Origin of the sequence: Brevibacterium sp. ZH18 (assembly GCF_022748595.1) — a bacterium.
Taxonomy (GTDB): domain Bacteria; phylum Actinomycetota; class Actinomycetes; order Actinomycetales; family Brevibacteriaceae; genus Brevibacterium.
This window is the reverse complement of record NZ_JALDSX010000030.1, coordinates 13,539-33,825: the sequence shown is the minus strand read 5'-3', so window position 1 is coordinate 33,825 and position 20,287 is coordinate 13,539. Positions and strand designations below refer to the sequence as shown.

General features: G+C 64.6%; 16 protein-coding genes. 9 read left to right on the top strand and 7 right to left on the bottom strand.

Annotated features, from left to right (window positions below):
- Window positions 1-202: 202 nt before the first annotated feature.
- Window positions 203-748, top strand: a complete 546-nt coding sequence (locus MPN20_RS11580; RefSeq protein ID WP_242782323.1) for a DUF1990 domain-containing protein — start codon at window positions 203-205, stop codon at window positions 746-748.
- Between the two features lie 27 nt (window positions 749-775).
- Here the strand turns inward: MPN20_RS11580 and MPN20_RS11575 are convergent, their stop codons facing one another.
- From MPN20_RS11575 to MPN20_RS11560, 3 genes are read right to left on the bottom strand one after another with little or no spacing between them, the layout of a single operon-like run.
- Window positions 776-2,056, bottom strand: coding sequence for a HAMP domain-containing sensor histidine kinase (locus MPN20_RS11575; RefSeq protein WP_242782321.1), 1,281 nt, complete (start codon window positions 2,054-2,056; stop codon window positions 776-778).
- A gap of 4 nt (window positions 2,057-2,060) precedes the next feature.
- Complete coding sequence (locus MPN20_RS17360; RefSeq protein WP_278189861.1) at window positions 2,061-3,068, bottom strand: response regulator transcription factor; 1,008 nt, start codon at window positions 3,066-3,068, stop codon at window positions 2,061-2,063.
- Entirely contained in the window at window positions 3,068-3,616 is a 549-nt protein-coding gene (locus MPN20_RS11560; RefSeq protein ID WP_242782319.1) for a hypothetical protein, read from the bottom strand. The genes MPN20_RS17360 and MPN20_RS11560 overlap by 1 nt, the downstream gene beginning before the upstream one ends.
- A 280-nt stretch (window positions 3,617-3,896) precedes the next feature.
- On the opposite strand from MPN20_RS11560, the gene MPN20_RS11555 reads away from it, so the two are divergent.
- Both MPN20_RS11555 and MPN20_RS11550 read left to right on the top strand, forming a co-directional pair.
- The gene (locus tag MPN20_RS11555) at window positions 3,897-4,160 is read left to right on the top strand and encodes a hypothetical protein (protein WP_242782317.1); all 264 of its coding nucleotides are present in this window, start codon (window positions 3,897-3,899) and stop codon (window positions 4,158-4,160) included.
- Window positions 4,161-4,284: 124 nt separating this feature from the next.
- A complete protein-coding gene (locus MPN20_RS11550; protein ID WP_242782315.1) occupies window positions 4,285-5,931 on the top strand; it encodes a long-chain-fatty-acid--CoA ligase in 1,647 nt (548 codons plus the stop codon).
- 60 nt (window positions 5,932-5,991) lie between these two features.
- Here the strand turns inward: MPN20_RS11550 and MPN20_RS11545 are convergent, their stop codons facing one another.
- From MPN20_RS11545 to MPN20_RS11535, 3 genes are read right to left on the bottom strand one after another with little or no spacing between them, the layout of a single operon-like run.
- Window positions 5,992-8,211 carry a heavy metal translocating P-type ATPase gene (locus tag MPN20_RS11545; protein WP_242782313.1) on the bottom strand — a complete coding sequence of 740 codons (2,220 nt, stop codon included), beginning with the start codon at window positions 8,209-8,211 and terminating at the stop codon, window positions 5,992-5,994.
- Complete coding sequence (locus MPN20_RS11540; protein ID WP_242782311.1) at window positions 8,211-8,423, bottom strand: cation transporter; 213 nt, start codon at window positions 8,421-8,423, stop codon at window positions 8,211-8,213. Before MPN20_RS11540 ends, MPN20_RS11545 begins: the two co-directional genes overlap by 1 nt.
- Window positions 8,424-8,472: 49 nt before the next feature.
- Complete coding sequence (locus MPN20_RS11535; protein ID WP_235345137.1) at window positions 8,473-8,766, bottom strand: metal-sensitive transcriptional regulator; 294 nt, start codon at window positions 8,764-8,766, stop codon at window positions 8,473-8,475.
- Between the two features lie 86 nt (window positions 8,767-8,852).
- On the opposite strand from MPN20_RS11535, the gene MPN20_RS11530 reads away from it, so the two are divergent.
- The 6 genes from MPN20_RS11530 to MPN20_RS11505 all read left to right on the top strand — a co-directional run bounded on the left by MPN20_RS11530 (window position 8,853) and on the right by MPN20_RS11505 (window position 18,515).
- On the top strand, window positions 8,853-9,119 hold the full coding sequence (locus MPN20_RS11530; protein WP_242782309.1) for a recombinase family protein: 267 nt from the start codon (window positions 8,853-8,855) through the stop codon (window positions 9,117-9,119).
- A 1,173-nt stretch (window positions 9,120-10,292) separates the two neighbouring features.
- Entirely contained in the window at window positions 10,293-12,239 is a 1,947-nt protein-coding gene (locus MPN20_RS11525) for a 2Fe-2S iron-sulfur cluster-binding protein (RefSeq protein ID WP_242782308.1), read from the top strand.
- A 34-nt stretch (window positions 12,240-12,273) separates the two neighbouring features.
- Window positions 12,274-14,238, top strand: a complete 1,965-nt coding sequence (locus MPN20_RS11520) for an ATP-binding protein (protein ID WP_242782306.1) — start codon at window positions 12,274-12,276, stop codon at window positions 14,236-14,238.
- Between the two features lie 230 nt (window positions 14,239-14,468).
- On the top strand, window positions 14,469-15,686 hold the full coding sequence (locus tag MPN20_RS11515; RefSeq protein ID WP_242782303.1) for an acetyl-CoA C-acetyltransferase: 1,218 nt from the start codon (window positions 14,469-14,471) through the stop codon (window positions 15,684-15,686).
- 75 nt (window positions 15,687-15,761) lie between these two features.
- Window positions 15,762-16,496, top strand: a complete 735-nt coding sequence (locus MPN20_RS11510) for a response regulator (RefSeq protein ID WP_242782301.1) — start codon at window positions 15,762-15,764, stop codon at window positions 16,494-16,496.
- Between the two features lie 87 nt (window positions 16,497-16,583).
- The gene (locus tag MPN20_RS11505) at window positions 16,584-18,515 is read left to right on the top strand and encodes a penicillin-binding transpeptidase domain-containing protein (protein WP_242782299.1); all 1,932 of its coding nucleotides are present in this window, start codon (window positions 16,584-16,586) and stop codon (window positions 18,513-18,515) included.
- A gap of 133 nt (window positions 18,516-18,648) precedes the next feature.
- On the opposite strand, the gene MPN20_RS11500 is transcribed toward MPN20_RS11505, so the two are convergent.
- Window positions 18,649-20,241 carry a succinic semialdehyde dehydrogenase gene (locus MPN20_RS11500; RefSeq protein ID WP_242782297.1) on the bottom strand — a complete coding sequence of 531 codons (1,593 nt, stop codon included), beginning with the start codon at window positions 20,239-20,241 and terminating at the stop codon, window positions 18,649-18,651.
- Between the last annotated feature and the right edge of the window lie 46 nt (window positions 20,242-20,287).

Genomic DNA, 20,287 nt, shown 5'->3' with positions numbered 1-20,287 from the left:
TTCTCCTTTGATCCGGGAGTCTCTGATTCGACTCTGACGCTTGCTGTTTCGCGTTTGAAGTGTCACGGCACAGGTCCGAGGATCCAGCGCCGATGATACTTTTCTAACGGACATTCGATGAACGAAATATCGGTACTTCGCACTGTACTTGTTCTCGCGTCGTCCGGCACAGACATGTCCGCACTTCGGTTACGTTGGAGTCATGGCACGATCAGAACCGCAATGCGCTGGAAGCGCGGCGACGAGGGACCGCGACTTGGATGCGACCTTGACCCGGCCCTATTCGCCGAGGTGGCTCGACCGTCCCGCAGGGTACCGCGACTTCGAATCCGCGTACTTCGTCGGTCGCGGTCGAGGCGCATTCGAGCGTGCCGCTGACGAGCTGCTCCACTGGCAGGTCAAGATCCGCAGCGGCTTCGATATCGACGCGAGCACGCCACGCGTCGACGCAGGGCAGGAGCCGACGATCTTCGTCAGGCTGGGACCGTTCCGTCTGCCAGAACCCGCCCGTGTCATCGACGTCTTCGAGTCCGCGAATCGCTGCGGCTTCACATATGGGACGAAGCCCGGTCACCCGGTTACGGGCGAGGAGTCGTTCATCCTCGTCCATAACTCCGACGGCAGGGTCTTCCTCGTGCTGCGCTCGGTCTCACGGGCAGGCTCAGGGCTCTGGCGCCTCGGCGAACCGTTCGTGCGCATCGCGCAGATCATCTACCGACGCCGGTACTCGCGCGCGCTGCGGCGTTGACAGCCGCCCGCCGCTTCACCTGACCCCTCAGGCGGATTCGAGGTACTGCTTGAGCGCCTTGTCCTGAGCTTCTGTGTCCGGGAAGACCACCTCGGTGCGGGCGCCGCCGGTGACAGGGTCATTGCTGAAGACCAACTGGATCCCCAGCAGGCGCGCCTGACCCTGGGCAATCACGAGGCCCAGGCCCATGCCTCCGCCGCCGGCCGACACGAACCGGGTGGGGCCTGTGTTGACGATATCGGGCGGGTAGCCCGGCCCGGAGTCGGTGATCATGATGCTGCGCGTGCTCGTCTCCAGGCGGATCGGATCACCGCCGTGCTTGATCGCGTTGACGAGCAGATTCGAGACGATGCGCTCGAAGCGGCGAACATCGGTGACCAGCGTCGAGTTGAGCGCGGCCAGCTGAGTGTCGATCTCATGCCCGGCCAGGGCACCCGAGGCGGTCATCGTGCCCAGCAGCGACCGGATCGCCTGGTCGATGTTGACGCGGGTGAACTCGGGGTTCGCCCGACCAGCGTCGAGGCGGGAGACCTCGAGCAGATCCTCGACGAGCACCTGCATGCGCTGCACTCGGTCCTTGACCAGCTCGGCCGGACGCGAATCCTCCTCGAGCAGATTGGCCGCATTGACGAGCCCGGTCAGAGGGGTCCGCATTTCGTGCGCGAGGTCCGCGGTGAACCGCTGCTCGGAGTCGATGCGCTCGGTCAGCCTGGTCACAGCTGTGTCCACCGCCGAGGCGAAGGCCGCGACCTCCTGATCGGAGTCGTCGACGACGTCGGCGATGCGGATGCTCGTGTCCCCGGCCGCGATCTTCCGTGCAGCCTGGGCACCCAGAGTCAGCCTGCGTGAGATGCGCCCGGCGACGATCGAGCCGACGCCGCCGACGACGAGCGCTGATCCGATCATGCCCACCAGCAGCGCCTGGTCGATGCGTCCGATGAGCTCCTGGCTGTCCGCCGTCGAGGCGCGCACAGAGATCACCTCGGTGTAGGTGCCGACCTCGATCGGGGCTGCCGCCCACACGATCTCCTCGCCGTCGACCGTGGAGCGCATTGTCACGCTCTGGCCCTTGAGCGCCGAGGCTCGGGCATCCTTGGGCAGCTGCGGATCGTCGATGCGCGCGTTGAGCGTGAGCACCCCGGTCTCGGAGAAGATGGCGACCGAGTTCGCGAGCTGATCGGTCACTGTTGAGCGCATGCGGTCGTCCTCGGCGCGGGCCGCGGACTGCCGCAGAATGATGGAGCATGAGAGCACGGCGATGATCACCGAGGCGACGATCAGGAGAGAGATCTTCCAGCGGAGCGACATACGATCAGCCCGCGAAGCGGTATCCGAATCCGCGCACTGTCTCGATCATGTTCGCGCCGATCTTCTTCCGCAGGCGCTGGATGTGGACGTCGACGACACGGGAGTCGCCGGCCCATTCGTAGCCCCAGACAGTGAACGCGATCTTCTCGCGGGAGTACACGTGCTCGGGCTGCTCTGTCAGCAGCAGGAGGACGCGCAGCTCGGTGGGTGTGAGGTGGACTTCTTCGCCGTCGATCTCCACGGTCAGGCGACCGGTGTCGAGGACGAGCGAGCCCAAGCGGGTGCGGAACGGGCCCAGCTCCCCGTCGGCCTGCGAAGAATGCGCAGCGTGTCCGGTGTCGGCACCGCCATGATCTGATCGGCCGCGCATCGACGGTGAGCCGTCTGGTCGGGGCGGAACGGTGACATCGTCGTCGAAGGTATGGTGGTCGTCCGCCTCGGCGCTCCTCGAGGTGAATCGTCCTCCCGCACCCAGGTACGTGTCGTCGGACTCGAGCTGGGCCTTGAGCCGTTCGCGGGTGTCCATCCCGGGGCTGGCGCCGAGGACCTCGGGGATGCCGTCGCCGGTGATCATGCCGCCGGGACCGATCACGGTTTCGTGCTCCTCGCCCATTTCGGTCGTGGGGGAGTAGCCGAGCTTGTCCGTGCCGGTGGTGATGAAGCGGCGGACCACGGCGCGGATGCGGGCATTGAGCACCTGCATGTCGAAGGGCTTGGTCAGATAGTCGTCGGCTCCGGCTTCGAGGGCCTGGACGATGTCGATTGCGTCGGAGCGGGCGGAGATGATGATGATGGGAATGGTGGAGCGTTCGCGCACTGCCCGGCAGATCGATGCGCCGTTCATGGTGGGCAGCATGAGGTCGAGAAGAAGGACGTCGGCACCATGTGCAGCGACGAACTCGTACCCCTCACGGCCGTCCGCGAAAGCCGACACCGTGTAATCGAACCGTTCGAGGCCGATCTGGGTAGTCTCCCGGATGACCTCGTCATCTTCAACCAGCACTATATGCATTACGTTTCTCCATTAAGCCGCGTGAAGCGTTGACCCGGTTCAAACCTACCTTCATGCAGGCGGAAAACCTGCACCGACCAGCCCGAAGGGCAGCAGGCATCGTCGCCGTCGGCGTACATCGCCTCCTGCACGACCAGTGTCCCATTCTTGCCGGGACTGAGCTTGAGCTGGTTCCCCGTCGCGATCAGCTCGAGACGGGGTTTGCCCTTCTTCGCGCTGATGACCGCGCCCGCGACGATCTCACCCTTCTGCTTCGGGTTGGCCACGGTGACGACCTGGAACTTCTTCTCACCGCTCTTGAAGGGCGTCGAGAACTTCAGGCACTCCTTGCAGTCGGCGACGACCTTCGCGGTTTCCGTCGCCTTGCCGGTGACGGCCACTCCCGAGGAGACTTCGATGGTCGAGCGGATCTCTTTGAGGGAGAAGGGCTTGTTCGGCGGGCCCGAGTCCGGGTTCGACGGAGCGAACAGCGATGGTGAGGAACTGCCCTCGGGCTCGACCCGCAGTCCTTTGTCGGGTCCGCATGCTGTTGCGGCGAAGAGCGTCATGATCGCAAGGGTGATTGCCAGTACGGCCCGGCGTTGCTGCGGGGGTCCGGCAGGGGAGGGGGCGAAGGTGCGAGAGCGGTGTCCGCGCGGCCTCTGACCAGGCGCGACCTGGCGCGACGACGCCGGCTGCGTCACCGTTGGACAGGTGCGCTGAAAGGGGATGGACACGTAGTCATTTTTGCCTGTTCTGCCCAGGTAGTCCACCCGACGGGTGATACTGGCGCGTCAAGACCCTATCCCGCGTGCCTCGATTCTCAGGTGAGGTCGCTAGGCTAGGGGTATGGCACCATCGAAACCCGCGAAGAAGTCCACCAGCACCGTGTCCTACAAGGACACGCTCAAAGTCGGACTCGTCTGCGGCATCGCGGTCCTGATCCTCGCGATCATCGTGACCCGCGCCTGGCAGGACCACACCGCCTTCGGCTTTGCCTTCGTCTACGCCGGCATCGCTTTCGTTGCCGTGAGTCTGGTTGCCAGCCTCCTCAACTGGGTGATGCGCAACGACACCCAGAATGACGACCAGACCTACCCGATCCTCAAGTGAACTGGTTGTCTCTCAGGTGAACTGAGTGTTTTCTCAAGTGAACTGAGTGGTCTTCGCATGAGCTGAGCGATCCTCGCCTCACCCCCGTCAGCTGAGGCCCACCTCGGTGACGTAGGCTTTTTCCATGGAGACCTGGAACACAGAACTGACACCGTTGTCCTTCCTGCGCCGCTCTGCGGACGTCTTTCCCGACAAGCGCGCCGTGGTCTACAACGACCACGAGCTGACCTACCGCGAGTTCGCCGTTGAGGTGGAGACTCGGGCGCATGCTCTGCGCGCGGCGGGCATCAAGCCCGGCGATCGAGTCGCCTACCTCATGCCCAACCTCCCCGAGGCGCTCATGGCCCAATTCGCCGTGCCGTTGGCCGGCGCTGTGCTCGTGCCGATCAACACCCGGCTGGCGCCCGAAGAGGTCCGCTACATCTGCAACCACAGCCAGGCGAAGCTGCTGGTCGTCGACACCCAGCTGTGGCCCAGCGTCGCCCCGGTCATCGATGGCCTCGACACGGTCGAGGCCATCGTCGATGTCGAGGACACGACGATCGAATCCTCCGCCGAGGCGGTCCGTCCGGCTTCGTCCTCACCCGCCGTGACCAGCCTGGACGAGTTCCTGGCCGGTGCCGAGGCTGACACCGAAGAGTTCACGTGGCGCGTCGAGGACGAGCGGTCGACGCTGTCGATCAACTACACCTCCGGCACCACGGGACGGCCCAAGGGTGTGATGTACTCACATCGCGGCGCCTATCTCAATGCTCTCGGCGAGGTCATCCACTCCGGCCACGATGACAAGAGCGTGTATCTGTGGACGCTGCCGATGTTCCACTGCAACGGCTGGTGCACCGGCTGGGCGCTGGCTGCTGCCGGCGGCACTCAGGTGTGTCTGCGCGAAGTCCGCGGCGACGTGATCTGGGATCTCATCGATCGTCACGCAGTCACCCACCTCAACGGTGCCCCGACCGTGATGAGCACGGTCATCAACGCCGAACAAGCGCACGCCCTCGACCGGGCAGTGACCGCGACGATGGCAGGTGCCGCGCCGAGTCCGACCCTCATCTGGCAGATGGAGGCACTGAACTTCAGCATCGTGCACGTCTACGGACTCACGGAGTCCTACGGTCCGTACACGGTGTGCGAGTGGCAGGATTCGTGGGATTGCCTTGATGACAAGTCTCGAGCCCGGCTTCGCGCACGGCAGGGCGTCGGCATGGTCCAGGCCGATCAGGCCCGCATCGTCGCCCTCGACTCAGGAGACGAGCTCGTCGACGTTCCGGCCGACGGGCAGACGATGGGGGAGATCGTCATGCGCGGCAACAACGTGATGAAGGGCTACTTCCGCGACGACGAAGCCACCGCGAAAGCGTTCCAGGGCGGCTGGTTCCACTCCGGTGACCTCGGCGTGATGCATGAGGACGGCTACATCGAACTGCGTGATCGTTCGAAGGACATCATCGTCTCCGGCGGAGAGAACATCTCGACCGTCGAGATCGAACAGGCCATCTCCTCGCACCAGGCAGTCCTCGAAGTCGCCGTCATCGGGGTGCCTGACGAGAAATGGGGCGAACGGCCGAAGGCCTTCATCATCGTCCGCGAGGGCTCAGCGGTCACCGAGGCCGAGGTCATCGACCACGTGCGCACGCAGATCGCGAAATACAAGGCCCCACGCGAGGTCGAGATCGTCGAGGCCCTGCCCAAGACCTCGACAGGCAAGATCCAGAAGTTCGAACTGCGCAATCAGGAGTGGGGCGACCGCCAGTCGCGCATTCAGGGCTGAGAACAATCGCGCATCCAAGACTGAAGGCAGTCGCGTCTCCATGGATGAGGGCCAGGCGCTCTACTTGAACCGCAGCAGTCGCAGGCTGTTGAGGATGACGAAGACCGATGAAAACGCCATGGCGGCGCCGGCGATCATCGGGTTGAGCAGGCCGAAGGCTGCGATCGGAATGGCTGCCGTGTTGTAGGCGAAGGCCCAGAACAGATTGCCCTTGATCAGTCCCAACGTCTTCCGGGACAGGCGGATTGCCTGTGGGATTTGGCGCGGATCCGAGCGCACCATCGTGATGTCGGAGGCGGCCATCGCAGCATCGGTGCCCGACCCCATCGCGATGCCCAGATCGGCGCCTGCCAGGGCCGCGGCATCGTTGATGCCGTCACCGACCATGGCCACCGCCTGCCCCTGAGCCTGCAGCTCATTGACCACGGCGACCTTGCCTTCGGGGCGAACGTCGGCATTGATCTCGGTGATGCCGAGCTTGCCCGCGACCACCTCGGCGGCTGGGGCATTGTCCCCGGTGAGGAGGACGGTGTTGATGCCCAGCGAATGCAGCTCGGCGATCGCCTCGGCGGCACCGGGCTTGATCTCGTCGGCGACGAAGGTCAGGCCCCGGAACTGAGAATCGATGGCTAGGGCGACGATCGTGGCGCCGGTGGGCACATCCGCGGCCGGGAACGAAACGTCGATCCCGCGCTCCCGGAGCAGATCCGGGCGACCGGCGAGCACCTCGGCGCCATCGATGGTGGCCCGCAGTCCGCCGCCGGGAATGTTCTCGAAGTCATCCACCGCCGAGGCGGCTGATCGTTCCTGACGCGCGCTCGCCTGCGCGAGCGGCTGAGACTCGACCCGCGCATCCGTGTCGGACCGTTGCTGCGTGCTGGCGGCCGCGACGATCGCCCGGGCCACCGGGTGCTCGCTCTGCGACTCCAGGCGAGCCAGAACCGAGAAGTCCTCGGCGCTGAGCTGCGTCGCCTGCAAGGACATGACGCCCGTGGTCAGGGTGCCGGTCTTGTCGAGGACGACCGTGTCGATCGATCGCGTGGACTCGAGCGCCTCGGTCCCGGACACGAGGATGCCCAGCTGCGAACCGCGACCGGAGGACACGGCCAGCGCGGTCGGCGTGGCCAGGCCCAGGGCACAGGGGCACGCGATGATGAGGACCGTAAGTGCGGCGTGCAGACCCATCGCCCAGTCGCCGGTCGTCAGCCCCCAGATCAGGAGGGTGAGGATGCTGAGGCCGAAGACGATGGGTACGAACACGGCCGAGATCCGATCGGCGAGGCGCTGCACTGCGGGTTTGCCCGTTTGCGCGCGGCTGACGAGGTCGGCCATGGCGGACAGGGTGGTGTCGGCGCCGACGCGGGTGGCGCGGACCTCGAGCACGCCCGAGGTGTTGATCGTGGCTCCGGTGACCGAGTCGCCGAGTCCGACCTCGACAGGTGCGGATTCTCCGGTGAGCATGGCTTCGTCGATGGCGGAATGGCCGGCGACCACCTCGCCGTCGGTGGCGATCTTCTCGCCCGGACGCACGTGGAAGACGTCGCCGACTGCCAGTTCGTCGATCGGGACCTCGACCTCGGCACCCGACTCCCGCAGCACGCGAGCAGTCTTCGCTCCCAGTCCGAGCAGCGACTTGAGTGCGGCGGTGGCGCGGTTCTTCGCCCGATCCTCGGTGAGTTTGCCGATGAGGAGGAACACCGTGATCGCGGCCGCGGCCTCGAACCACACGTGGAAGCTTTCGGGGATCGCCCAGCCGTAGCCCTCGGCGATGGCCCGGGCCAGGGTGACATAGGAGTACCCGCTGGCGACGATGATGCCGACGCTGACCAGGGTGTCCATGGTCGTCGACCGTCCGCGGGCAGCTTTGAACGCCGCCGAGTGGAACGGCCACGCACCCCACGTCACGACGGGCAGCGCGAGGATCGCAGCGATCCACTGCCAACCGGCGAAATGCCAGCCCATGATCATCGAGATCGCCACGATCGGCACAGCCAGGATGAGCGAGCCGATGAAGCGCGGCCGCAGGTGCCGCGGATCGTAGTCGACGATCTCAGGACCAGACGCCGAGGCGGTCCTGACACTGGCGCCGTACCCGGCCTTCTCGACAGCGGCAGTGAGGTCCTCGTCGGAGAGCTCTGAGTCGACGATCACGTGCGCGGAGTTGAGCGGCAGATTGACCTCGGCGCTGACTCCGTCGAGGCGGGTGAGCTTCTTCTCGATCCTCGCCGAGCATGAGGCGCAGGTCATCCCGGTGATGTCGAGATCGACCTCGCGCGACATCACTTCACCTCGTAGCCGGCCTCGTCGACCGCGGCGCGCACGGCAGCGTCATCGAGTTCGCTCGTTGAGGTGATGGTCACGGGTGACGTTGCGCCCGGGTTGAGTTCGACGGAGACCTCGGTGACCTCGGGCAGGGCTCCGAGTTCCTCTTTGACGGCGGCTTCGCAGTGTCCGCAGGTCATTCCTGAAACGTTGATGGTGGTGGTGGTCATTGCGTCTCCTGTTTCTCAGCTTGTGATGAAACTCAGCTCTTGATGAAACTCAGCTCTTGATGAGCCGGGCGATGGCGGCTGAAGCCTCTTCGATCTTCTTGCGTGCTGCCTCGTCGTCGCCGGAGGCGGCGGCATCGACCACGCAGTGAGCGATGTGCTCTTCGAGGAGGTTGATGGAGACCGCGTGCAGCGCGGCCGTTGCGGCGGAGACTTGGGTCAGGATGTCGATGCAGTACTTGTCGTCATCGATCATCTTGCCGATTCCGCGGACCTGTCCTTCGATCCGCTTCATCCGCTTCGCAAGGGCGTCCTTCTGCGGGGTATATCCATGATGCTCAGTCATGCTGATACTGTATACCCCCTTAGGGTATTAATCAAGAGGGCGACGAGACTCAGGGCATCACCGTCGCTAAGGGCGGAAGCTCGCCCATGCAAGAACTCTTTCTCACGTTCCTGTCGGGAATGGCGCAGTTCGAGCGTGCGAGTATCCTCGAGCGGCAGCGCACGGGAATTGAGCTAGCTAAGGATCAGAGTGTTTATCAGCGCAAACTCAACGACAAAGACGTTGAAGCTTGCCGGGCGATGGTCGACATGGGCATTTCCGTGGCCGAGATTGCTCGACGCTGCGACCTTTCTCGACAGACTCTCTACAGTGCGCTCAAGGGGGCCGGGGCCTACTCCCCTGTGTCGTCTTGATCGGTTCTCATTCTTTGTATTAGTGGAGTGAGGCAAACTTTGTGACCGACTTCAGCCAAGTATTGCCTCATAGGGTCTGTCACGATGAGCACCCCAACTGACGCCGCATATCCGTGTCCAGGAATGTAGCTACCTCCGAACGAATATGCCGTATCGAATAGTCCGGATTCGTCGATGCTTTTATGGGAAGCGTCTACTTCGAACTCAAGTGCAGGACTGTAGGGTAAAGGATTTGCCGAGGTCGCGGCGGATCTTGCAGCCAGCAGTGGTCTGCTCATTTCCAGTGCTGCGTAGCCTGACCGATCGTTAAGCAACCCCATCCTCCACCCGTCGGCTGGCGGATCAGTTAGTCGACTCAAGCGGCTCGTCATAACAGTGTGAAGTGATTTGATGTCATCGGGATTCCACTCGATAGTTCCTTCTGCTGTAGCGAATCCGCTCTCAGGAAGTCGCTCACTTGATGACACGTCAAGGGGGATATAGCTCCTCATCGGCGCTGGTGCGAATGGCATCCCAACGTCGGCGTGACCATTGTCGTGAGGATTGAGACGGCTCCTGATGACAACGGCACCATCATCTTTACTTGTCAGGACGCCGGAGAGCCGAACGGGTTCTACTTTCACGAAAACCTCTGCATCGTAGTGAATACGCAATCGCTCATCGGGCGACAGGAATCAGGCTTGCCAACGGTCTCCATCCTCCTTGCACATATAGTCAATGAGTTTCCAGCTATTCCGCAGTGACCTGGGACGGCACTTCTGTCAGTGCTGGTGTTGCATCAGCCGCTTGAACCGGCGCGAACAAGGCTGTGGCGGCGAGGATGGAGACCGTGGCTAAACGAAGTTTCATGACACCCCTCTTTGTAAATAGTGAAACACATCACAGTCCGAGGTGCCTCATATGCTTTTGCCCGCGAAATGGTGGACCCTCGGACAGTATGGGGGAGTGAACGGGTTGAAAACCGCCGCGCGTGAGATTCCGTTCCAGGTCACTGGTCGGGGCTTCGACAACGGGCACTCAACCGGCTCTGGCACTTATTCAATGCTCGCGTGAATTATCTGATGCCCATGATCAAACCCACCGGGTATGGGTCAACGAAGAATGGGTGGATGCTCAGTGTGCTGTTGCTCTCACAGCGGGGTCGACGGCGGCCACGCCTCCTACAATCGAAGTATGCGCGTTGCCAGACTGTTTCGTTTCCCCGTCAAGGGGTTCCCTGCCGAAGAGATCGCCGAAGCGAGTGTGGTCAAGGACAAGGGGATCCGCGGTGACCGCGTCGCCGCATTCACCAACGGCAGCCTCGACGTTCCCGACGATGCCTGGCACAGCTATTCCGCGTTCACCGTACTGAAGAACGACACCGACCTGCAGCGCTGGCAAGTGGCCCTCGACCTCACCGGAGCCGACGATCCCTCCGTTGATACCGCTGGAACCGACTCTGCTGGAACCGATACCGCTGGAACCGACTCTGCTGGAACTGACGCCGCTTGCGCTGGGGGTGCGACGGTGACGCTGACCGATTCGACCGGAGCGTCGACGTCCTTCGGCACACACGATTCTGAGTCCAGGGCCGCCTCGGCGAGATTCCTCTCCGAACGGATACCCCCTCAGGGGGCCCATCAGCGGGTGCTGGCCGTGGCGGACCAAGGGATGTTCGACTCGCGAGTCTCGGGTATCTCGCTCATCAACCCGGCCACGGTCGCGGCGATCGCGCAGACCGGAGAAGGGCGGGCCGCACTGGGCATCGCCGACGGTGCGGTCAGTAACGACAGTATCGGCAGTGACGACAGCATCGGCAGTGACGATGGCACCGGCACCGGCACCGGCACCGGCACCGGCCTCGATCCGCTGCGCTTCCGCGGCAATGTGCTCTTTGACGGTCTCGCGCCATTCGAGGAGTTCGCGCTCATCGGGAAGATCATCCGCCTGGGCGGGGTCCGACTGGCGATCCGGTCGTCGATCGAGCGCTGCCCGGCCACGACGGTCAATCCGGAAACGTTCGAATCCGATGTCAATGTTCCCCGCGTCCTCGTCGCCGCCTGCGGTCATCTGCAGTGCGGAATCTACGGCCAGATCCTCGAATCCGGCCTGGTCAGCACCGGTGACGAGATCATCATCGAAGGCGACGCCCCACGTGAGCTCGTCAAAACGGCCAGGACCCCGCGGTTCATGACCGTGGTGAGCCGGCAGCAGATCTGCAATGACATCGTCGAGGTCTCTCTGCGTGACGACCAGGGCTGGATCCGTGAATTCGACGAACCCGGCACCAACCTGCGCGTCCACCTCGAACTCGGTGAGCCCTTCTGGAGGACCTACACGATCACCGACGTCGCCGACGACATCGTCTCGATTGCGGTGCGGACCCAGGGCAAAGGGTCGAGGGCAGTTGCCGAACTCGAACCCGGTCAGGCCATTCTCGCGTCGGGCCCACACGGAACGATGACTGCCGATCGCGTCTTCGGCGGAACGACCGCCCTGGTCACCGCCGGCATCGGCATCACTCCCAGCCTCGGCCTGCTGCGCGGGGGCGGGCTGGGCGATCTGCCGGAGACGGACCGGATCAAGCTCTTCCACGTCGACCGCGACCACCGGACCGCGTGTCTGTGGGACCGCCTCAAGAAGCGGGCACACGGCGGGCAGATCCCAGTCGAGACCCACCACCGGGACACGGCGACCCAGGGGCGGCCCGGGCATGCTGAGCTCGTCGACTGGCTGACGGGCTGTGACAACGTCATGGTCTGCGGACCGGCGGACTTCACGCGCGCGGTCATCGAGGCCAGCAACGAGGCGGGGGTCCCTGCCGTGCACCAGGAGACGTTCGCGTCGCCGAATACCGGCATGGATGAGGCGATCGCGAAGTGCCCACCCGCCGAGGTGACCCTTGAGCACTCGGGCACCAGCTTCCTCTGGGAGCCGAAGCAGGGCACACTGCTCGACGCTTTGGAAGCACGCGGACTGCGGGCAGAGAGCTCGTGCCGCGGGGGATCGTGCGGCACCTGCGCCGTGCGCCTGGCATCAGGATCCGTCATGTACCCCATCGAGCCGGCCGCCCGCATCACCCCCGACGAGGTGCTCGTGTGCTCCGCGGTCCCGGCCGGGCCCATCAGCCTCGGTATCTGAGCGCCGCACCGAGGCCGGATGGCAGAATGGTCCTATGCCCAAGGATCAGCGTGTCAAGCCCTCAGGAGGGCTCATCGGTCCTGTGGCGCGTCTGAGCCGACGAGTCCGCTACGGCGTCGCCGGGCGCATCATGTTCGCGAACTCGATCATGCTCGTGGGCATCATGGTGCTCACGACCAGTCTCCTCTACATCCAGCTCTCGCAGCTGAACACGAAACGCGAGCAGGACCTGCTGCGCTCAGCGGCGGACAACCTGTCGATGTCGCTCAGCCTGGTGGGCACAGGTGAGACCGACAAAGAGAACTTCATCGATGCGGACTCCCAGGCCGATGTTCAGACGATGCTCGACAACGTCGTCACCCAGTACGAGTTCGGTGTGGCCGCTGTGGTGCCCATCAACTACCTGCTGACCCCGCCGTCCCTGGGCTCACCGGGCAGGCAGGAGCGCATCGAGGCGAAGATCGTGACGGCGAACTCGGGAGATGTGCCCGACGATTCGGTCGATCAGCTCGCTGCCCGCATCGACGCCGACCGCGTCGTCGACGGGAAGTCGGTTGTGCGTTTCCTCGACGACGGCGGCCCCGGCGGCGGCACGTTGTACGTTGTCAGTCCGATCTTCGCCAAACAGCTCGGCGCTGATTCGGTTAGGCCGAATACCGTCGTCGGCGCCGTCATCGTCGGCAACTCCGCAGACTCGGTGAGATCCGGATTCCTGGCCCAGAGCAACTGGCTCATCGGCATCGCCATCACCACATTGATCCTCGGCATCGCCGCATCATGGGCAACATCCCGCGGCCTGCGCCGCGTCACAGGCGACTACGGAGCCACAGAGCTGCGGAACATGCTCGAGTTCTACTCCTCGGTGCTCAAGGCAGTCTCCGAAGGTCTCCTCCTCGTCGACCGCTCGACCGGGATCGTGCTCATCAACGCCGAGGCGCGCGAACTGCTGGGACTGCCCGAAGCCGATGAGGACCACGGCAGCGGGCAGGCCGCGGCGACCGGCGATTCGGTTACAGCCACCTCGCCGATCGGGGGCATCGCCCTGCGGGAACTCGACCTGCCGGCCGCGCTCATCGATCTCTTGGCCTCCGGCAGGTGGGCGCGCGACGAGATCCACTACACCGACGACCGGGTCCTCGTCGTCAACCAGCAGCCCACGGACGCCGCCAGCGACACGTGGGTCGTGACGATGCGCGACCACACCGAACTCGCCGAGCTCTCCGGCGAACTCGTGTCAGTGCGCTCGTTCTCCGACTCCCTGCGGGCGCAGACGCACGAGTACGCAAACCGGCTGCACATGGTCGTGTCCCTGCTCGAGACAGGCCATGTCGACGAAGCGATCGAATTCGCGGCCAAGGACCTCGACGACCTCAACCGGGTCACCGGCGATGGCCAGATGAGCTTCGACCACCCAGTCCTCTCTGCACTGCTGCTGTCGAAGATCGCCCAAGCCGCCGAGGTGGGCATCGAGATGACGGTCGACACCGCGGGGCTCTCGGGTCGCCTCGGTGGGGATGACCGTGATCTGGCGACCATCCTCGGCAACCTCATCGACAATGCCTTCGACGCCCTGAGCAGGCAGGATGTGCTGCCCGAGGACAAGCGGGTGCATGTGCACCTGAGTGGTGCGGGCGGTGCGGGCGGCTTCACGATCGAAGTCAGCGACGACGGCCCCGGCATCGACGAGGAGTACGTCGACGCGATCTTCGAGCGTGGTTGGTCGACGAAGCACGACGGAGTCGCCACCGACAAGGGATTCGGCCGGCAGGAGACCGGCACCCGCGGGGTCGGACTGTCTCTGGTCGTGCAGGCGATCCGCCGCCTCGGCGGGGCTGTCGACGTGCAGGGTCGTGGTGAGGACTGCGATGAGTTCAAGGGTGCGGTGCTCACGGTCTGGCTGCCCGATGCGGAATTCTTCAGCCCACGTGCGTTGCACGGAGGTCATACCGGCAACCCGCCGACAGGCCCGATCGCGATCGTTCGCAACGATTCCGAGTGAGCGGGCGCGACGATTCCGAGTGAGCGGGCGCGATGATTCCGAGTGACACTGAAGCTGGTTCCCGTAGGTGTCTCTTCCCAATCTATGAAACGCTCTCCCAGAACCAGCCTCCCTCGGCATAGGCTATCTTCAGAGAGCTGATGCCTCGAACGGATGAGGCGCACGACCCAACGAACATGGACATGCGACCGGTCGCCAGTGTTGATCGATCGCCGTCGAGTGGAGGAAACATGGATCAGGACATCGTCGTATGCGAACCGCTGCGCACCGCGATCGGAGGGTTCGGGGGCCAGTTCCGCGACATCCCCGCACAGGAGCTCTCGGCCACAGTCGTGCGTGAGCTCATGAGTCGCACCGGGCTCAATCCCGAGCTTGTCGCCGATGTGATCCTGGGCCACAGCTACGCCACCGCCGAGGCGCCGTGCATCGGCCGTGTCACCGCACTCGACGCGGGACTTCCCGTGACCGTGCCCGGCAAGCAGGTCGACCGCCGCTGCGGCTCCGGCCTGCAGGCTGTCATCGACGCCGCCATGGTCGTCGGCTCCGGCAACGGTGACTTCGTCATTGCCGGCGGTGTCGAATCGATGTCCCATGCGCCCTTCTACAACGACACGATCCGCTGGGGAGTCCGCGGAGGCAACGCCGAATTCACCGACTCGCTGGGCCGAGGCCGGACGACGCCGGGCGGCAAGAACTACCCCGTCGCCGGCGGCATGCTCGAGACCGCTGAGAACCTCCGCCGTGAGTACTCGATCAGCCGCGAGGAGCAGGACGAACTTGCCTTCACCTCCCACCAGCGTGCGGCGGCGGCAGCTGAGGACGGCCGCTTCGCCGATGAAATCGTGCCGGTGACCATCCCCGCGACGCGCAAGGTCGCCGAACGCCAGATCACTGCCGATGAGCACATCCGCCCGGATACGAGCCTCGAGAAGCTCGCGAAGCTCAAGGCCATCCTCGGCAAGGGCGATGACCAGGCGACGGTCACCGCCGGAAACGCTTCGGGCCAGAACGATGGTGCAGCGGCAAGCATCATCACGACCCGCGCCGCTGCAGAGGCGCAGGGCCTCAAGCCGCTCGGTCGCCTCGTCAGCTGGGCTGTTGCCGGCGTGCCGCCGAAGACCATGGGCATCGGCCCCGTCCCGGCGACCGCCAAGGCGCTCGAGAAAGCCGGACTGACCTTGGCCGACATGGATCTTATCGAGCTCAACGAGGCATTTGCCGCGCAGGCGCTGTCCGTGACTCGCGAATGGGGCTTCGGCAAGGGCGACTTCGACCGTCTCAATGTCAACGGCTCCGGCATCTCGCTCGGCCACCCGGTGGGTGCGACCGGCGGACGCATCCTGGCCACCCTGCTGCGTGAGATGGATCGTCGCGGTGCTCGCTACGGCCTCGAGACCATGTGCATCGGCGGCGGCCAGGGCATCGCCGCGGTCTTCGAGCGCGCCTGAGGCTGTGCCAGAGATGTTCCGGGCCTGGAACAAGAACCCCGGGATCCCCGTCATGGCGGCGGTTAGACTGACAATATGTCAGATACCCGTACGCATGAGTCGAGCATCGGTGTGCTCGTGGTTGAGGACGAGGCCGTTGCGGCTCGTGCTCACGCGAAGTACATCGAACGCCTCGACGGATATCACACCGCTGGAGTGGCCAAGAACGCCACTCAGGCGATGGCTGCGCTGACAGGCAAGATCTACGGCCTCGATCCCGATGACATCGATCTCGTCCTCCTCGATATGAACCTCCCCGACGGTCACGGCCTCCAGGTCTGCCGTGCCATCCGCGGGCACCGCGTCGACGTCGACATCATCGCCGTCACTGCCGCGCGCGACATGCAGATCGTGCAGGAGGCGCTGTCCTACGGCGTCGCTCAGTACATCATCAAGCCGTTCACGTTCCCCGTCTTCAAATCGAAGCTCGAAGCGTATTCGTCCTTCCGCACCAGCCTCGGCGGCGACAGCTCCGAGGGCGAGATCACCCAGACCGACGTCGACACCGCGATTGCGGCTCTGCGCACCCATACCGTCACGGCCACCGCCAAGGGCGTGCCGGATGCCGTGCGGGCAGAGGTCAAGAACGTGCTCGGTGAGAATCCAGGGCAGTCCGCCGCCGAGGTCGCCGAAGGTCTCGGTGTCTCCCGAGTCACCGCGCGCCGCTATCTGGAGGCCATGGCCGACGCCGGCATGCTCGACCGCCGTCCCCGTTATGGCGCCGCCGGGCGACCGGTACTCGAATACACCGTCGTCACCGAGGACGCCTGAACCATTCCCCGCCCGGCAGCCCCTCGGCCTGTACGCTCACATGTCTGGCAGGTGGACTTCCCGCCGAACTGGGCCGAAGATGGACTCATGTCGAAGAAGTCATCGGTCTGGTTGGCGATCGCCCTCGTCCTCGTGCTCGTCATCACGGCGGGTGCCTTCGCGTTCCTGAGATTGCCGACACAGGCGTCAACAGTGGCGGAGAAGGCTGCCTCCGACCTGTCGGAGGGGAAGGTGAGTTCCGACGTCTGGCATGACGGTGACCTCGCGCAGAGCCTCTTCGACCGAGTCACGAAGTCATTCGGCACCCGCATCGTACTGCGCTCGGTCACGGTCGAGAAGATCGCGAAGCGCGGGGATGAGAAGATCGCGACGCTCGCTTGGACCTGGGCGAACCTCAACGACGAAGCCTGGGAGTACACCACCGAACTTCCGTTGCGGAAGAACGGACTGTTCTGGTGGGCGAACCTCACCGAGAAGGCGATCCACCCGGGCCTCGGTGCGGGCGGCAGATTCGAACTCCGAGCGAATCCCGGTCATCGCGGGGCAATCCTCGGCGAAGACGGAAAGACCCTCATGGAGGAGGGCACGGTCATCAGGATCGGAGTTCATCCGGCGCGGCTCGAACCCTCGACTCTGACCACTCTGACCAAGGCACTCAATTCGACCATCGACTCCCTCGACCTGGACGCCGGGGACATCGAGAGGAAAGTCGATGCTGCGAACGGGGACGAGCTTGTCCCCGTCGTCACCCTCCGCGAGGACGACTACACGAAGGTGAAGAAGACGATCCATGATCTGCCCGGAGTCCTCTTCACCGAAGCGACCCAGTCGCTGACCCGCTCGAAGGACTTCGCGCAGGCGACTTTGGGTTCGGCCGGTCCGGCCAGTGCCGAAGACATCGAGAAGTCAGACGGTGCGATCATCGCGGGCGCGATCATCGGCAAGTCCGGGCTGCAGAAGACCTTCGACACGGAGCTGAGCGGAGAAGGCAGTGAGGAGATCTTCGCGAAAGGAGGCGAGAAGGGACACGAGAAGCTCACGAGCCTGAACACCTTCGAACGAGTCGACGGAGAGGACATCGAAACCGCTCTGAACGTGAGTACCCAGGACGCCGCGGACAGAGCCGCCGCGAAAGGCAGCAAGCCCACTGCGATCGTGGCCATCCGCCCCAGCGACGGCCACATCCTCGCCGTGGCCAATCACGATCCTGAGGGGTCGGGTTGGGATCGTGCGCTGACCGGACAGTACGCCCCCGGGTCGGTGTTCAAGGTCGCTTCCGGCCTGGCGCTGCTCGAACAAGGGGTGAGCGCGAAGACGACGCTTGCCTGTCCGAAGACGACGACGATCGATGGAAAGAGCTTCAAGAACGCCGAGGACCACGTTCTGGGAGACGTCTCATTCGCGGACGACTTCGCCGAGTCTTGCAACACCGCGTTCGTCAACGCCGCGGAGAAGGTATCGGCCGCGGACGTGGCGGCTGCCGCCTCGAGTCTCGGGATGGACGGGACCGACCTCGGCATCGGAGCGAAGATGGCGAGTGTGCCCGACGACGATGACTCGGTGGTCCACGCGGCTCAGATGATCGGTCAGGGCAAGGTGGTGGCGAGTCCGTTGGCAGTGGCGACGATGGCTGCCTCCGTGGACGAGGCGGCGACTGTGACCCCGCGCCTCGTGCTCGGCAACGCCGGCGACCGTGGCAATTCTGAGGGGGCCGGCAGCTCAGATGGAGCCGACACGTCTGCGGGAACCGTCGACGCCGACAGTGCGAAAGCGATGCAGAAGCTCATGCGTCGTGCCGTGACCGACGGGACCGCCAGCGCGCTCAAGGACATCCCCGGAAAACCGGTGCATGGGAAGACCGGCACCGCGGAATACGGCGGCGAGACTCCACCGCGCACGCACTCCTGGTTCGCCGGCTATCAGGGCGACGTCGCGGTCGCTGTGCTCGTCGAAGACGGGGGATTCGGCGCCGAGGCGGCTGTGCCCGTGGCGAAGGAATTCTTCGAAGCCCTCAGCTGAGCTTCACACCCGCTCAGCTGAGTTTCACGCCGACCCAGCTGAGCGAACCCCACCCAGCTGAGCCCTCAAAGTGAGCCCCAGCTGGGTGGTGAGCGGGACCTCGCCGTGCATGGCGCGGCCCGGCTTTGGCCGGTCACTTCATGCGCAGAGATTTCATCGCGCGGAACGCCGCGGTCAGCCCCTTCGCGAAGCCACTCTGAGTCAGGCCGCCGACCGGAGCGATCGGCACCAGATGCTGCTGCGCGATGGTGTGCGTGTGCATGAACTGGTAGAGGCCCTCGACGCCGTGTCGGTGGCCCAGCCCTGAGGCCTTGACTCCGCCCGCGGGGGCGTCGATCGATCCCCAAGCGGCCACGAAGGCCTCGTTGACATTGACCATTCCGGCCTCGACCTGACGGGCCGTCTCGAGCCCCCGGGAGCGGGAGTAGACGCTGGCGTTGAGACCGTAATCGCTGGCATTGGCGGACTCGATCGCTTCGGCATCGCTGGCCACCGGATACACGGCCACGACCGGGCCGAACGTCTCTTCGGCGAACAGCTCGGCAGTCTCATCGACATCGGTGAGCACGGTCGGCAGATAGAAGTACGGGCCCAGCTCCGGCACCGGGCGGCCACCGGCGATGACCTGAGCTCCGCTGGCGCGGGCCTGCTCGACGGCCTCGCTGACCCGGGCAAGCTGCTTGGGTCCGGCCAGGGAACCCATCCCTGGGCCGTAGGAGAAGTCGGCGCTCAACTCGATGTTCCGGGTCGCCTCGGCGAAATGGGCACAGAACTCGGGATACAGGTCCTCGTGGACGTAGATGCGTTCGATGGACAGGCACAGCTGTCCGGCCGAGGAGAAGCACCCGCGAACGGCTCCGTCCACGGCTGCAGCGAGGTCCGCATCGGAGAGGACGAGCATCGGATTCTTCCCGCCCAGTTCCAGGGCCGTCGGAAGCAGACGGCGAGCGGTATCGGCGGCAATCGAGCGCCCGGATTCTGTGGATCCGGTGAAGGAGATTCCGTCGGCTCCCGCGATGATGGCGGGACCGATGTCTCTGCTGGGGCCGGGCACGAGCTGCCACACCTCGGCGGGCAGGCCGCAAGCGATGGCGAGCCGACGCATGATGATCGCCGTCAGCGTCGTCTGACTGTCGGGCTTGTGGACAACGGCGTTGCCGGCAACCAAAGCTGCGAACAAGTCGGTGGCTCCCAAGGTGAGGGGGTAGTTCCACGGCGTGATGAAGCCGATGACGCCCAAAGGAGTGTGAGTGACCTCGGTGTGGGTCAGGCCTGGGACTGCTCCCCGGCGTCGCTTCGGGCGCAGGCGCGATGGGGTCGTGACACCGTAGTGACGGCAGACATTGTAGGTGTCGAGGATTTCGTCATACGCATGGATGCGGGCCTTGCCAGTCTCATGCTGAATGATGTCGAGCAGCAGATCTTCATGCCGCTGCAGCGCCGAATGCAGCCGCAGAAGTACGCGGGAACGATGCTCGGGAGACCGGGCGGCCCACGCCGAGGCGGCGATGCGGGCCGTGGCATACGCTTCGTCGACATCAGCAGGCGTGTTGGTCCTGAACCGAGGTGCCTCATGGCCCGTGAGTGGGTCGGGACTGTGGACGATCTCGCCGCTTCCCGACGCTTCGGAGTAGGGATCCGTGTCGAGGAATTCACGGAGGCGATCAGTGAGGTGGGCTTCCCGCTCGGTAGGAGCGGTGGCGTTGGTGACGGCCGTGTTCATCATGCCTCCGTGTCGTCGGTGATCGGATGGTGGTCGGCTTCGGGAACCG

Bases quoted from the DNA above. Each gene is read 5' to 3' on its own strand.
- MPN20_RS11580 (WP_242782323.1), top strand. From the start codon at position 203: ATGGCACGATCAGAACCGCAATGCGCTGGAAGCGCGGCGACGAGGGAC.
- MPN20_RS11575 (WP_242782321.1), bottom strand. From the start codon at position 2,056: ATGTCGCTCCGCTGGAAGATCTCTCTCCTGATCGTCGCCTCGGTGATC.
- MPN20_RS17360 (WP_278189861.1), bottom strand. From the start codon at position 3,068: ATGCATATAGTGCTGGTTGAAGATGACGAGGTCATCCGGGAGACTACC.
- MPN20_RS11560 (WP_242782319.1), bottom strand. From the start codon at position 3,616: ATGACGCTCTTCGCCGCAACAGCATGCGGACCCGACAAAGGACTGCGG.
- MPN20_RS11555 (WP_242782317.1), top strand. From the start codon at position 3,897: ATGGCACCATCGAAACCCGCGAAGAAGTCCACCAGCACCGTGTCCTAC.
- MPN20_RS11550 (WP_242782315.1), top strand. From the start codon at position 4,285: ATGGAGACCTGGAACACAGAACTGACACCGTTGTCCTTCCTGCGCCGC.
- MPN20_RS11545 (WP_242782313.1), bottom strand. From the start codon at position 8,211: ATGTCGCGCGAGGTCGATCTCGACATCACCGGGATGACCTGCGCCTCA.
- MPN20_RS11540 (WP_242782311.1), bottom strand. From the start codon at position 8,423: ATGACCACCACCACCATCAACGTTTCAGGAATGACCTGCGGACACTGC.
- MPN20_RS11535 (WP_235345137.1), bottom strand. From the start codon at position 8,766: ATGACTGAGCATCATGGATATACCCCGCAGAAGGACGCCCTTGCGAAG.
- MPN20_RS11530 (WP_242782309.1), top strand. From the start codon at position 8,853: ATGCAAGAACTCTTTCTCACGTTCCTGTCGGGAATGGCGCAGTTCGAG.
- MPN20_RS11525 (WP_242782308.1), top strand. From the start codon at position 10,293: ATGCGCGTTGCCAGACTGTTTCGTTTCCCCGTCAAGGGGTTCCCTGCC.
- MPN20_RS11520 (WP_242782306.1), top strand. From the start codon at position 12,274: ATGCCCAAGGATCAGCGTGTCAAGCCCTCAGGAGGGCTCATCGGTCCT.
- MPN20_RS11515 (WP_242782303.1), top strand. From the start codon at position 14,469: ATGGATCAGGACATCGTCGTATGCGAACCGCTGCGCACCGCGATCGGA.
- MPN20_RS11510 (WP_242782301.1), top strand. From the start codon at position 15,762: ATGTCAGATACCCGTACGCATGAGTCGAGCATCGGTGTGCTCGTGGTT.
- MPN20_RS11505 (WP_242782299.1), top strand. From the start codon at position 16,584: ATGTCGAAGAAGTCATCGGTCTGGTTGGCGATCGCCCTCGTCCTCGTG.
- MPN20_RS11500 (WP_242782297.1), bottom strand. From the start codon at position 20,241: ATGATGAACACGGCCGTCACCAACGCCACCGCTCCTACCGAGCGGGAA.